Annotated in this window: 4 protein-coding genes; 1 reads left to right on the forward strand and 3 read right to left on the reverse strand. The window is 50.4% G+C overall.

The genetic code is table 11. The features are described from left to right. The 3 genes from B9Y59_RS02005 to B9Y59_RS02015 all read right to left on the reverse strand — a co-directional run. On the reverse strand, positions 1–5,615 hold a 5,615-nt coding region (locus B9Y59_RS02005; protein ID WP_085531505.1), incomplete at its 3' end, for a carbohydrate-binding protein. 360 nt (positions 5,616–5,975) lie between these two features. Then, positions 5,976–7,253, reverse strand: coding sequence for a sensor histidine kinase (locus tag B9Y59_RS02010; protein WP_054324849.1), 1,278 nt, complete (start codon positions 7,251–7,253; stop codon positions 5,976–5,978). Positions 7,254–7,255: 2 nt separating this feature from the next. Beyond that, positions 7,256–7,957 carry a LytR/AlgR family response regulator transcription factor gene (locus B9Y59_RS02015; protein ID WP_054324850.1) on the reverse strand — a complete coding sequence of 234 codons (702 nt, stop codon included), beginning with the start codon at positions 7,955–7,957 and terminating at the stop codon, positions 7,256–7,258. A gap of 321 nt (positions 7,958–8,278) precedes the next feature. On the opposite strand from B9Y59_RS02015, the gene B9Y59_RS02020 reads away from it, so the two are divergent. Continuing rightward, positions 8,279–15,073 carry a glycoside hydrolase family 3 N-terminal domain-containing protein gene (locus B9Y59_RS02020; RefSeq protein ID WP_085531507.1) on the forward strand — a complete coding sequence of 2,265 codons (6,795 nt, stop codon included), beginning with the start codon at positions 8,279–8,281 and terminating at the stop codon, positions 15,071–15,073. Positions 15,074–15,478: the final 405 nt, after the last annotated feature.

A 15,478-nucleotide genomic window follows, 5' to 3' on the forward strand; every position in this document is an offset into this window, starting at 1 on the left:
GCTGGATCGTCGTAGACCTCCTGCGCGTTGGTCCGGGCATTCACAAAGATTTCCCGTACTTCCGGCACCAGGCGGTCGATGTCCTCCTGCGTTACGTTGTTCGCCTCATCCAGGACAATCTTCAAGATGTCCTTGTCCACCTTCGTAAAGGTAAAGCGCAGGCTCGCGCTCTCATTCGGCATCGTGTAGGTGTACGTAAAGCCGTTTGCCTCAAACGGGATGTCCTCTCCGTTGAGCTGTGCACTGGCAAATGCGCCGTCGGTCGGGGTGAAGGTAAAGGTCAGATCTTCGCCCGGCATCACTTTCGCGCCGTAGATTGCATCCGTGGAGATCACCACATCTGCATTCCCTTCCACTTCCACCGCTGCATTGCTGCTCCACTGTACGGTCAACAGCTGTGGGTCTTGATTCACTTCTTCTTCAAAAATGAACGAGTGAAGAGCTACTGCACCTTCCAACAATTCGATGGATACATCCTTTACACCGCCCCAGCTGGACGCGGGGATTTCTACAGAAAAGTTTGCATCGTGAGAAGCATCCCATCCGCCCGTCTGCAAAATGGTAACGTCAACATAGTCTTTGTCACCGTCTCCATAATGGAAGCGAAGTACGGCTACTTTTTCGTTCTCCCAGTCAGAACGGCCGTTTGCGGCACGTACCGTCAGTTTACATGCTCCTGTTGTACCAAAGTCGAGGCCATCGTAGAAGAGAGTTTCCCCCTTGTCAAACCCACCTACCACTTGATCGGGCGCTTCCCGTTCCAGTTTGACCGATCCGTCAACAGTGTCATAATTTCTTGCGTAGGTGGTGGTATATGCGGATTTACTCTTTCCGGATAGAAGTAGACCGTCGATGGCAGCTTGCAATTGCGATGCCGCCTTTGCGACTGCATCGTTGTCCTCCAAATCGACCTTTGCTGCTTCCGCATAGGCTGCTTCAAAAATCGTCCAAGTTTCTTCGGTATAAAGAAGCGGACGGTTTTCTACCTTGGAGAATATTTCGGCGGCTTCCTGCATAGCGGTTTCATAATCGGGGTTCACTACTGGTGCATGCTCATAGCTTGTAAAGACAATTGCTTCCAGATCAAAGCGAGTCCCTTTCTCGAAGCCGATGACCAGATTTTGTGGGCCTTTAATCCCCTTCGCGGGGACAGTTTGCTTAAAGAATGTTTCAGAGGAGAGTTCATAGGACTCGCCTTCGCCAGCTTTAAAGACAAAGGGAATGGTCTTTTCCGTTCCATTGTCGTTATAGCGGAGATACCCATGAACATCCTGCCCGTTGAGAGTACGTCCTTGGATAGTAACCTCTTTGGAACCATAACTGCCAAATTCAACATGATTGAATTGTATCTCAACTTGGTCAGTGATGGCACTGACATAATTTTGCATAATTACGTGGCTTCCGCCATCTATATCCGTGATCTCGATATCACCCGCGGCAGATTCCGGTTCCATTTTTTCATAGGGGCTGATATATTGTACGGTTCCCTCTTCAAACCAGAAGGAATTGAGAGCGATAGAGCCATTTTTGAAGACCAGCACCAAATCGTGCAGACCGGAAATGCGTGGGATGTCGAATGTCTGTGACTTGTATTCGTTCCAGGGGCCGGTTTTTTCGAATTCCAAGGTTGTTACCAGTTCGCCGGTAGGGGAATCCAAACGCACCTCTATAATCTGTGGAGAATTGTTGTTATTTGAACCATTGATTGTCATTTTTGAACAGCCATTCAGCCCAAAGTCCACGTTTTCGTACAGGACCCAATTTCCGCTGTTGATTCCTCCAAGGGCGGTCTCCGATTCGCCGGACTCATCAGTACCGCTTTCTGTTTTAAAGTTGCCGCTTCCTTCTGTATAAGTCTCTGCTTCAACCGTGTCATAGGGGTTGATATTGGTCTTTTCCAGGAAAGTTTTTGTTAGATATGCGGGTGTCAGCTCGACTTTCGGCTGGAATTCATCGGAGGACATGTACTGGAGAATGCTGTAATAGAGCTGTTTAGCCTCTGGGTATTCATCCATTTGATTGAGCAGATCGAAGGTGCAAACCACCAACTTTCCTTTTCCAACGGTTGCTTCAAAGAGGCTGCCGAGCTTTCGGCTCCACTCCATGTGATCGATGTTCCAGGCAAGCGGTTCCAAATCGGCTGGTGCATCGTCAAGGACAACTGCGCGGGACCCTTTCATCAGATTGAACCATTGGTAGTCGCTAAAATACTCTGTGGGGAAATAGCGGAAGATCGGATGATCGTTTTGTATGTACATCCCCATGGTGTGTGCGTCGCGGTCGGATCGGTGGAACATCTTGCTCCAATAGTCCGTCGTCCAACGGACAGCCACGCTGTCAGGGATGGTTTTCAAGCTGGGTTCCGGCAGGAACAGAACGTTTTCTCCATTTTCCAGTGCCTCAAGCGTGGCCTGATCCATATTGGTAGAAACCAGCACATTCGAGGGGACGGTAGGGGTAAGCTGATTTGGGTAGACCCATAGATCATAGCTGTTAGAACCGATCGATTCTGCGGATACCTCTAGGGTCAGCTTGGCGGCATCTGTGACAGATGCCAGAGAGGTATGGAAGGTTCCAATATCTGTGACACCGCCTTGTGCGACATCCATGGGGTTCAGGGAGCCTTTTGCAAGGATCGTATCGCCATTTTTCAACGTCCACTGTCCGGCAATGCCAGCCAGAGCCGTCGGGCCGTAGTTGACAATGGAGATCGTTCCTGTGAGCATTTCGTCGTTGGTCAGAACAAGTTTCGGAAGCTGGGCCAGGATGACAACCGGATCATTGAAACTTTTATACTGTTCCTTGGTAAATCCGCCGGGCTTATCTTCCATGAAATTGTCCAAAATACCGACGTGTGCGGTTCCCTGGCCAGGGAAATCTTGGATGCTCAGCAACTGATAGCCTGCCATACCCGGCGTGCGCAGCGCAGTTTCTAGATCGGCACGATAGCCGATGGCGGACACGCGGGCAGAGACCTTTGAAAAGATCTCGTTCATATACAGCAGGCCCTTACTCTCCATGAGATCTCGGTAGTATTGTAGATTGCGCGCTTCAAAGACGCCTTTCTCATACTTTGGAATTTCTTCGTCAAACAACGGTAGGACCTGGTACTGGCCCGCCTCGTGATTCATCAGTGGCTTGTCGATCTCGCTGATAGCGTGCTGGTAGTTAAAGGTTGTATTGGGCTGCATGGATTCCAGCGCCCCACCGGAGGCAGCGTCCACCCAAGAAAACGAGATACGGGTATGATATGGGTCCGAATTGGCTTTTGTCTTGCAGGTTGTCCAGTAATCATCCCCGGTATTGAAGGAAGGCGACCAATAATTGTTGTTGCTGCCTTCTGCATACAAACGGGTGTTGTCCACGCTCCGGCAGAGTTCCCGCAACGCGTTAGCTCCATCCCGGTTGCTTCCGGTGGTATCAAGCTCGTTGCCCCATGCAAACATCACAAAAGACGGATGGTTTGCCAGATAGTGAAGGATTCGGACGGCTTCCTCATCGTAATACTCAGAGAAAGGAGTTCCTCCAAATCCATAGAGTTCCGGCTGCATGTAGATTCCGAGCTCATCAGCCGCTTCAAATGCGGCCTCTGGAGGTGTCCAAGAATGGAAGCGGAAGAAGTTGATTCCGAGTGCTTGCGCCTTGGAGAAAAAGTCGAGCCATTCCGCTTTCGTCATATATGGGTAACCCGTGAGCGGAAATACAGCGGAATTTCCTTCGCCGCGCATAAAGGTGGTAATTCCATTGATGGTAAATTTTGTGCCGGAAGTCTTGAATTCGCGCATACCAAAGCTTTCGACAAAGGCATCCGCAAAGTTCTCTTCAGAATTCAGGGTGACTGTCATCTCATACATGGATGGGTCAAACTCCGACCAAAGTCGGACTTCTTCTCCCATATGGTATGTAACTTCGATTTCCTGTTCTTCCTCATCCGCCCCAAGAGTAAACTCTTGAACGGCCTGTGGTACAGTATGAACCGAACCTTCATGATTATAGCTGTGTGCTTGTAAGGCCAACGTCCCATGAATAGCCTGTCCCGTTGTATTGGCGATGGTGATCTTTGCCTGCGCTGTTTTTGCATGAATGTCCGGGTAGATTCGAACATCTTTAATAAAAACGGGATCGGTGGCTTTCAGCTCAATTTTTCCTAGAATACCATTCCAGTTGGTCACGGTTTCTTCCGTCAACATATGGCTGCCGGTCGAAACAGCATAGTCCGTATTGCGGACCTGCACCGTCAGGGTGTTTTCCTGTCCGGGAATCAGCCCGGTCAATACATACTCCTGAGCCGTTCCCAGAGTATCATTTGCGTTATAATTGGTTTGTTCTTGTCCGTTCACCCAAACCCGTGTATTTTTGGTGCGCTCCATCAGGAAAGTAACGTGTTTGCAAGCCCAGTTGTCCGGGATAAAAACCGTCTTTTGATAGACTGCGTCACCGGTATATGTATATTTACGGTTCAAATGATTGGTGTTAACAGAAGTGTTCTTGTTTCCCTTTTTATTTTCATCCAAGGTCCCGGGTAAGATGCATGTATCCGAGAGCGCGCCATCTTCTGGAGAATAAGAACCCAGCTTTAATTCCCATACCCCCGCCAAGGATTTCTGATCGGTGACAATATGGTCTTGGAAGGTTGCCCGTGCAGTTTCCAATGTCTCGTACGCCATGTGGATCTGCATGTTGCTGGAAGAAGGTTCCTGAAAAACACCTTCAGCCTTTTGAATTGCTTCTGTAAAGGCGTTTTTGGCCAACTGGGATGCCTCGCCATCCCCTGTTCCGGTGCCGGTGTTCTCCAAAAGCGCCTGTGCCTGGGCGAGAAGTTCCTTGAGATCTTCCCGGCTATACATGTTTTGGGATGCCTGGAAAGTGTTGATTGCATGTTCCAATGCATCCGCTGCCGCCTGGATAGCGCTCTCATCGGACTCGGAGAGGGATGCAGCTTTCAATTCAGCGTCATCGACTGCTTGCTGGAACAATTCCATCTGTTCCTGAGGAAACTGATGAATACCGTCGCCAACTTCTGCCTCATTTAGAATATCATACGCTTGTTCTAGCAGGGACCAAAGCGGTGTATAGACACTGGAAGCGGCAAAGATATTGCATTCTGCACACGAGGCCATGGACGCGCCAACCGCTTCCAAACGTACATAACGTGCTGAAACGGGTGTAGAAAAGACCGCTTCTTTTTCGGCCATATCGCACGCCCAAGTCCCATCGAGAACCGGCGTATAGGTTTGGCCGTCGGTGCTAACCGAAATCTCGTACTCCTGAACATAACCATTTTGATTTCCGTCCTGTCTTGGCAGATAGGTCAATTTTGCAAGTTCAACAGTCCGCCCCAAGTCAACAGATAGCCAGTGAGGGGCGGATGCAGTGGAACTCCAACGGGTATGCCACATAGTGCCGGTGTCCCCGTCTATGGCATAGGATGCATAGCAGGTATCGCTTTTACTTTCTTCGCTGGAAGCGGTTGCTGTCATTAGAAACTGAGGAATTTTGACCGGTTCCTGCTTGTAAGCGACTGCTTGAACCCACGATAAAGGGACACTGCTGACAAGCAAGGCGGCTGTACAAGCCATTGCTGTGAGCCGTCTCGCCAAAAACTGCCTTTTCAATTCGTTCTCCTCCTATCAATCTTTTCCATATTCTTCCGTAAAGTTCTAAATTTCTCACATCCTTTCTAAATAATTATAGCATAAAATTGTTCTTCAAAAATTTTATTGATTTAATCATAACAATTATGTAGATATATGTCAATGAATTATATGGTTATTTACATATATGTTTCATATAGAAATAGCTAACAAACCGAACGGCTTCATTAAATCCTTGTGTACAAAAAGTATTTTTAAATGACAAAATCCCACGGAAAGAGATCTCAAAATAGAATCCTATTCCGTGGGATTTTTGTGTTATTTATTTTGTTGTTATAGACATAGATGTTATGGCTACTTTCGGCTTTAAAATGTCCTTTATCAGGCAATTTTAGATTGATAAACGTCGCTTTCCAGTGGCAACAGGACATTTGCATGCACGTAGCCATTTTCGTAAGAAAAAGAGAAGGTGCCCTTGTACTTCTTCACTATACCGCGGACGATTCCCATCCCGATGCCGTGCTGTGCAGCATTTTCTTTGGTCGTTGCTAGGAAAGGATTGTTTCCGCGCGGGTCGTGCGGGTATTTGTTGCGAATTTTTAAAGAGATAAATCCTTTGGCAGCCTTTATTTCCACACGAATGTCTTTTTCCGGCGCTCTCTCCGATGCCTCAATGGCATTATCGATCAAGTTGCACAGGATCGAACAGAGTTCTTCAGAGGGCAGAGTGATTTTTTGGGAGATCATAGCTTTTGTATCGATCGGAATGCCCTTGATAGAACACTGTGCACTTTTGGCATTCAGGACAGCGTCCAAAACCGGATAACCGGTTTGGATGACTTGCTTGAGAAGAAGGCGTGAGTCGTTGAATTGGCTAAAATAAGAACTCAGAGCCTCGTAATCGTGTTGATCCAAAAGCGCCTGCATAGAGAGCATATGATTCTTAAGGTCGTGCCGAAGCTCTCGCAACTCGTGATACATGGTTTCGATATCTTTCCAACTGTTGATCTGCATGCTCAGCTGATTGTTTGCCCATTCAAAATGGACCTTTTTCCCATAGTCCTGCAATAGGTTTCCATAAATACAGTACAGAGCCAGATATAAAGTCAACAAGCCAAGATTGTTTAAAGCATCCAGTTGCAAATATAGGGTAATGGTTCGAATGGTGAGTGTGATAGCGATTGCTAAAAACATCAAGAAATAATAATTGCGCGGCAGGGCGTATTCCACGTGGATGGGAAAACGGACCATCAGAAATAAAGCGATGGCTAAAATGGCTTTTGTGAGAAGTAAATAAACCCATTGTGAATGTGAAGAAAAATGCGAATATAGCTGTGTACCAATAAATAGATGGATTTCGATCAGAACGTTGATACAGACGACTGCCGTTAGGCTTTTGCATGCCATATTTCCCCGCAGAAGCAGACAGAAAGAGAGGCCTATTCCGATCAGTACGCCAAAATAAAGGCCAAAGTTCGGGGTGGAAAAATAGGAGGTGACCGGGTCCAAATGAAATAGAACAATCGATAGCAATGCCAACAGATACTTGATCGCCCGAAGGCATGGGTAATCCCAGCGGAACCTATAATTGTGTTCCAATAGCCAGAACAGTGCAAAGGCTTCCAGATAAAGATTGAACCACCGGCAAAAGACATCCATATTCAGGTCACCCGCTCCAATTCTTCCAAGACTTGGTCGACCCGGTATTTGCTTAACGGGATGGATTCCCCAGTGTTCAAGACAACCTCCCGTTTATTTACCCGAGCGATAAAACGGGCGTTTACCAGATAACCCTTGTGGACCCGGATAAATCCATAATCCTCCAATAGGGCTTCCAAATCCTTCAGTTTATAGCGAATCTCCACGGTCCCTTGAAGAGTAGACAACCGTTGTATCTTGTCGCTGCTCTCAATATAAAGAATCTTGTAAGGGGCAATCCGGTAGACTTCTTTGCCATTGCCGATTTGTATCTCAGTCTGGCGTTTTTCAAGTTCTGTAATCATTGCAGGAACACATTCTTCTAAATCCTGGTAAAAATGGCCCTTACGGATAAACCGGAAAGGCGTCACCTGAAACGACTCAAAGACTAATTCCTCATGGCTGGAGACAAATACAATCAGAACATCGTCGGCGATTCTTCGAAGCTGCCGGCCGAGTTCGATCCCGTCCATCTGCGGCATGCTTATATCTAAGAACAGGAGATTATAACCATTGTTGGTGGCAATACGTTCCATCAGGGCTTGCGGCTGTTGGAAACAATCGATCTGCACAGGACGGTGATGTTGTAAAAATGCAGAGCGCACCTGGCCTGGATAGAGCTGCAATGCTGCGTGTTCATCGTCGCAATAGGCAATAGAAATCATAAAACATCCCACCTCCGACACGCATTTTTTGTAGAATCTATCACCAGGATATCGGATTATGTACGGAAAGTCAATAAATAGGAGTAAGTTTGTTGTTAGAATTTACAAGCTAAATATAGTTTTGATTGGCAAAGAAATCCAGTTGCGCCACATAACGACTTTACGCGCATAATTATTGATTTCATTATCATAATTTGATAGATTAAGCATCAAGAGAGACAATACTGACAATAAAATGAATGGGGGTGGTCGATTTTTATTGATATAACCAGTGGGTAGAGAGGAATAGGTCCAAGAGAAACGAATGAAGGAGGAGCAAGCATGAACAAGAACAGAATCCTCTCCTTGCTGACAGCAGCAATTCTGTTGGGGACCACGGTTGCAGCGCCGGTTGGCGAAGCGCAGGCCGCCCAGCAGGGGGGAAGTACGGTGATCTCCATGGGAACCGATTTTACCAATACGGAGATTCCCGACAGCAGCTATGAGTATTACAAAGATGTGCGCTATGTCCTCAATGAGGGAGGCGCAACCCTGTCCCATTCGGCGACATCCAACGTCGATATCCTGTATGAAGAGGCCTCTGGCTATTACTTCAAAGATTTGAACCAGAACGGCAAGCTCGATACATATGAGGACTGGCGTCTTTCCAGCTTGGAGCGTGCAAAGTCTTTGGCGGCACAGCTCAGCACGGAGCAGCGTTTGGCCCTGATGACCCATGGGTCGACGGGTAAGACTAAGGAAGAGATGAAAGAAGGCACCCGCTTCAACCTGACGAGAAGCACGTCGGCGGCGGATACCATGGCGGAAGCCAACAACAAGCTCCAATATTGGGCGGAGGATACGCCTGAAATGTTCGGCATCCCGGTCGTAACGAGCACGGACCCGCGCCATACGGGAATCGTCGATTCCGGCACGATCGAGACAACGGAGCCGGGCGGCACAGTTTCGAAGTGGCCCAACAACATGGGGATTGCAGCAACCTTTGATGCGGATACCGCCTATACATACGGCGATATTACAGCTGCTGAGTACCGCGCAATCGGCATCCAAATGATGCTTGGGCCGCAAATGGACCTCATCACCGAGCCAAGATGGTCCAGAAACAGCAGTGCTTTCTCGGAAGACCCAGAGTTGGCGGCGGACATGGCTAGCTCCTTTATCGAAGCGATGCAGACCGACGACAACTATCAGGAGAATGACTACGGCATCGACGAAGGCTGGGGCACCGGCAGCGTTGCAACCATTGCAAAGCACTGGCCCAGCGGCGGCACCGGTGAGTTCGGATTTGACGCCCACAAGGACGACGGAAAATTCGGCGTTTACCCTGCCGGCAATTTTGAAGAAATCCTGCAATATTTTGTAAAGGGCGCAGGATTCGCAGAGGAATACAAGGACACAACTAAGCAGTCCGCAGGCGTAATGCCGTATTATACGATCCCGTTTAACCAGGACCCGAGCGGCGCAAACGTAGCGAACGGCTTCAGCAAGTACATTGTCCAGGAGCGTCTGCGCGAAGACCTCAACTATGACGGCCTGGTCTGCACAGACTGGAAAATCCATGGAAGCCATGAAGGCATGGGCGGCGCGGATACGCCTTGGGGCTTGGAGCCTGGCAAGGGCTACAACCGTCCGTACCGTATCCTGGCCAGCATGCTGGCAGGCGTTGACCAGATGGGCGGCCTGGACAGCGACGAATACGTCATGGAAGACATGCTGGCAGCCTATGATATGGGCGTCAACGGCAGCGAGGAGTACGGCATTGAAGCTCTGGGAGAGGAATTCATGGACGAGCTGACCGAGGCTTCGGCAACCCGCATCCTGAAAGTGATCTTCAACCTGGGCCTGTTCGAGGATCCGTATGTGGACCCGGGCTATGCAAAATCCTTTGTCGGTTCTCCGGAATTGAACGAGACGGCGTATGAAACCCATAAGGACGCTGTCATCATGACGAAGAACTCCAACAACACCCTGCCGCTTCAGGCAGAGGACGGCGAAGAGCTGACCGCTTATGTGCCGCTCAAGGAATCCAGCGGCGGAGGCGGCTTCCCAGGTTTCCCGGGTGGTGGCAGCGGTTCCAGTACAAAGGTCGAGCCGGTCATCAGCTTGGATACCGTGCAGAAATACTATAACGTCCCGGATACGCTGGTACAAGCGACGGAGAACGGGGAGATGCCGAGCGACGAGGCTAAGGCGCAGGCGGCAAGCGAAGCGGATTTCGCCATCATCGAATTGGAGTCCCCGAGTATGGCGATGGAATACACCGACGGCCGTCCGCAGAACTTGACCTATGGCGAATATACGGCGGACGCAATGCGCGAAGTCAGCATCGGATACGACTGGTATCATGCAGACGGCACGCTGGTTCAGTATAACGAGACCCCGGACGAGTCCAAGGGCGATTATAAGTCCAACCGCTCCAGAAAGGGCAACACCCATGCGGGTACTCCGGAAAACCTGGAACTGATTCAGGAAACCGTGGAATTGATGGGCGACAAGCCGATCATCTTTATCCTCAGCATGGAGAACCCGATGGTCGTTTCTGAATTTGAACCCTCTGTGGATGCAATGCTCATCGGCACCAGTGTATCGCCGGATGCCTTCATGGAAGTGATTTCCGGCCAGACGGAACCGAGCGGCCTGCTGCCGGTCAATATGCCCGCCAGCATGGAAGCTGTGGAGACCGCCTATGAGGATGGCTACCACGATATGGAAGTCTATGTGGACAGCGACGGCAATGCGTACAGCTTTGGCTTTGGTCTGAACTGGGACGGCCAGATTGCTGACGAACGTACTGCGAAATACACAGACATCGGTGACCCGAACCTGGAAAAGACCACGTTCCCGGACACCTACGATGAGAAATATCTGGTTGTTGAGAGCCAGGAAGTCCGCGATGAGAAGGTCGAGGCGCTCATCAACACCATGACAACAGAAGAGAAGTTCTCTCTGTTGGGCGGCGGCGAAAAGGCCGGCGTTGCGGACGCAGGCAGCCTTGCGGGCGTTCCGCGCTTGGGAATTCCGGAGCTGCGCATGTTTGACGGCCCGGATGGCGTAACTTCTATTTACGACACCACCAACCCGCCGATTGAGCAGATGTTGGCCTCCACCTGGAGCACCGACCTCGCTTATGACTACGGCAAGATCAGCGGTTCTGAGAACAAGGCCATCTCCGGCAATGTACAGCTTGGTTCTCAGTTTGATATTACCCGTACGGCACACTTTGGCCGCAGCAAGGACCAGATGGGCGAGGATCCGTTCCTGCTGTCCCGTTTGGCAGTCAGCGAGACCGAAGGTATCCAGGATCAGAATGTCATCGCAACTTTGAAGCACTTCGCAGTGTTCGCACAGGACAGCACGCCGGGCGGCGCAGTGGATGTGCAGGTTGACGAGCAGACGTTGCATGAGCTCTATCTTGCTCCGTTTGAGGCGGCTATCCATGAAGCGGACGCAGCATCCGTGATGTCCTCTTACAACGGCGTAAACGGCGCTTGGGCTTCCGCAAGCACGGAATTGCAGCTCGATATTCTCCGCGACGAGTGGGGATTTGACGGCTTCACTGTGACCGACTGGGGCGGCAACCATGCGTATACGCTGGACAAGGGCACGGATCTCGAGATGCCTTCTGCCAGCCAGAATACGCAGGCGGCGACCGAAGAAAAGATCGCCAACGGCGAGATGACTTGGGACGATGTGGACGAGGCGGTCAGCCATGTGCTCAACGCTATGGGCAAAGTTGGCTATCTGTATCTGGTCGAGCTGGACGGCAAGGGCTACGTCAAAGAAGAGCCGGGCCGTACCGAGCCGATCAAGCTGCCCGACACCTATGCAGAACAAGTAGACGACGGCCTCTTGGCAGAGAATCAGGACATCGCTTTGGAAGTTGCGGAAAAGGGCGCAGTCCTTCTCAAGAACGATAACGAAACCCTCCCGCTGGATGCTTCCAATTCCTCTGTTGGTATGATCGGCCTTGGCGCGGTCAACCCGATCGCGGGCGGCAGCGGCCAGGAGCGTTCCTTCGGAACATTGAGCCGGATGGTCAGTCCGTATGACCGGATGATGGAAATTGCAGGCGAGGATGCCAACATCGAAGCGACGGCAGGCCTCGACATCGTGGGAACCACGATCCCGGCAGAATACCTGTATCAGGATGAAAACGGCGAGCAGAACGGCGTTTTGCGCAAGTATGGCGTAGAAGGCAACCCGGGCACGCCGGTTGAGATCAATGGACAGATCTTCTGGATGGGCAAGACCGACCCGATCGACATGGAAGGCTATGAGACCGGAACGGTTGCAAAGATCGAGGAAGACATCAACTTCAATACTGGAACAAAGACCTATAAGAATGGCCCGGATGGCACAGCCTTTGAAAATGGTTCTGCCTATACTTTGGAAACCTACCTCAAGGCGCCGGAAGACGGTGAATACACCATGGTACTCTCCGGAATCGGCGGCACCATCAGCGGAAAGATCACCGTTGACGAACAGGAGAAATCCCTTGGCAACATGTCCTTGCGTGAAGGCTCGCAGTGGCCGTGGAACAACGTGATCTGCACCTCCACCGGCATGGACATCAGCAACTCCACGGTTACCCTGGAAGCTGGCAAGCTCTATAAAGTAAAGATCACGGGCGTTGCAGCTCTGGATCTGAAGGACCTCCAGATCCGCCTGGGCTGGATTACCCCGAGCCAGAAGCAGGAGAACCATGACGAAGCAATCCGCATTGCAAGCGAAAATGACAATGTCGTCTTCTTTGCTTGGAGATCCACCGGCGCAGAAGGCAATACCATCGAAGACTGCAGCCTGGCACTCCCTGAGGATCAGGAAGCACTGCTGATGGAAGTCATCGAGGCGGCAAAAGAAAACGGCAATAAGGTTACGGTCGTGCTCAACAACGGCGGCGCCGTAACGATGGACAAATGGATCAACGATGTAGACGCTGTGCTCGAGATGTGGTATCCTGGCCAGGAAGGTGGCCTCGCAACCGCACGGATCCTGCTTGGCGAAGTCAACCCGAGCGGCAAGTTGGCACAGACCTTTATGATGTACGACAACGAGACCCCGGTTACCGACAGCCAGGAGCACTTTGAAGAGCGCCTCAAGAAGAGCGAAGAGGAAACCGGCGACGGTGTGAACCAGCCGAAGAATTCGGTTTACTACACCGAGGGCATCATGACCGGCTATCGTTGGTATGACAGCGAGGACATCGCTCCTCTGTTTGACTTTGGCCATGGCCTGTCCTACACCACCTTTGCTTATTCCGACATGAAGGTGGAAGAGAACGATGAAAATGGCTTTGATGTGACCTTTACCGTCACCAATACTGGCGACGTAGCGGGCGATGAAGTTGCACAGGTTTACCTTGGCGCAGCGGAAGTTCCGAACGGCGTACAGATGGCGGAAAAACAGCTGGCAGGTTTTGCACGCGTGGAAGATTTGCAACCGGGCGAATCCCGCGAGGTAAGCATTTCGATTTCCCAGCGTTCCCTGTCCTATTGGAATACCAATGGGGAATATGTAACTCGTGCGGACGGCACCAAGGATAAGTGGACAGTCGCAGAAGGCGAACGCGCTATCCTGGTGGGCACCAGCTCCGACAATCTCCCGTTGGAGACCACTGTCAATGTAAAGGCTCCGGAAGAGAGCGGAAACAGCAACCTGTCCGTCCAGTATGGCACCAACGTCAAGCTGTTCGTCAATGGCGAAGAGCAGACGATTGCCAACTTGGTGGGCGATTATGAGAACACCTTTGAAACGGGCGAGACCGTCACCTTGACCTTTGAACCTGCAGTAGAGGGTAGAGAGATCGCAGGCGTCACCCTTAATGGTGAAGCAGTTGATTTCGATGATGCCGATTCCTTCACCTACACACTCCAGGCAGGCGAGGCGGACGAACTGACCTTTGCCTTCATCACGGTGGATAAGAGCATCCTGCTCGCAACCATCGAGGCGGCCAACGCTTGCGAGGATGAGATCGAAGGCGTGATCCCCAGCGTTCTGGAAGACTTTGAAGAAGCACTTGAAAATGCAAACACTGTTTATAAGAACCCCACCGCTACGCAGGAAGAAATTGATGCGGCATGGAACGCTTTGATTGACGCAATGCACAACCTTTCCTTCCAGAGTGGCAGCAAGACCTATCTGGAATACCTGCTGTCTGTAGCGGAAAAAATCGACACGAGTGAGTTCATCCAGGGCGTAACCGCATTCAAGGATGCCTATGAGGCTGCACAGAAGGTCTATGACGACCCGGATGCTTTGGCGGATGAGATCACAAATGCAGCAAAAACACTGGAAGAAGCTCTTCTCGGTTTGGTCCGTGGCTCTACAAAGGATATGCTTCGCACTGTGATTGAGAAGGCACAAAATCTGGATTTGGACAAATATGTCGACGCAGGCAAGGACGCATTTAACGACGCATTGGCCCATGCAGAAGATGTCCTGTACGACGACCAAGCCACGCAGGAAGAAGTGGAAGAGGCCACAGAAACTCTGAACGCAGCAATGGAAGCCCTGCGCAAAGTGGCGGATAAGAGTGCTTTGAATGCTTTGATTGCTTCCGTTGAAGGTATGAATTTGAACAAATACACAGCAGCCTCTGTTGCCGCTTTGAAAGACACGCTGGCGGAAGCTAAGATTATGGCGGCGGATGCAACCCTGAGCGAAGACAACCAGGCTGAAGTCGATGCAATGACCGACGCTTTGCAGGATGCTAAGGACCAGTTGAAGGTCAAGACGACGAACAGCCATAGCAGCTCTTCCAGCAGCTCGGGAAGCTCTGCAAGCGCGAACACCTATGGATCTACCGGCACCTCGATTGTCGGCGCCGCTACCACCGCGCAGGCGGCTGCTCAGGTGGTTTCCGACACGACGGTCAACTTCACCTTGAAGAGAGGCAGCGCATACTGCTTCAAGATGACCGTTGTCAACGGCAACAACCTCACGCCGAGCTTTACGGTCGGCAATGGCGATGTGCTGAAGACCCAGTTCGTTGCTAAAGTTGGCAATGATTACTACTACCGAGTGTATGCAATTGGTACACCGGGCCAGAGTACGGGCGTTTATACAACGCTGTCGGGCCAGAATGCAGTTAAACATTGCACAGTAACCATTGGCTAAAATCTTCCATAAAAATATCGTGGAAATGAAAGGCGTCAGATGCCCATATTAGGCAACAAAGGGCGCTACAAATCTGGATGTTTTATAAAAATACGGTAGATTTTGCCAGTGTACGAAAGCTCTATGCCCACTACGAGCATTTTAACTAAGAATCTGTTTCGACGAAAAGTGCTTGTATATCTGAACAAGGAAAATATTGGCGGCTGGATAGTGGAACTATTTAAGAGTAAGAATAGCAGCCGTCAAATCCGGAATGGACTCATCGACTATTTTATCCGGAAGTTTTCCTTGTGAACCCTTTAGGATGTGCCCACAGTGCTCAGTCGCTGTGGGCACATTCCCCTTCATAGGCCAATTTTTGAAAAACGGCCTGCTTTTTACAAGGGTCATATTGCACATACATTT

Origin of the sequence: Anaeromassilibacillus sp. Marseille-P3371 (genome assembly GCF_900169665.1) — a bacterium.
Classification (GTDB): Bacteria; Bacillota; Clostridia; order Oscillospirales; family Acutalibacteraceae; genus Anaeromassilibacillus.

Coding starts and splice junctions, on each gene's coding strand:
- B9Y59_RS02010 (WP_054324849.1), bottom strand. CDS start 7,253: ATGGATGTCTTTTGCCGGTGGTTCAATCTTTATCTGGAAGCCTTTGCA.
- B9Y59_RS02015 (WP_054324850.1), bottom strand. CDS start 7,957: ATGATTTCTATTGCCTATTGCGACGATGAACACGCAGCATTGCAGCTC.
- B9Y59_RS02020 (WP_085531507.1), top strand. CDS start 8,279: ATGAACAAGAACAGAATCCTCTCCTTGCTGACAGCAGCAATTCTGTTG.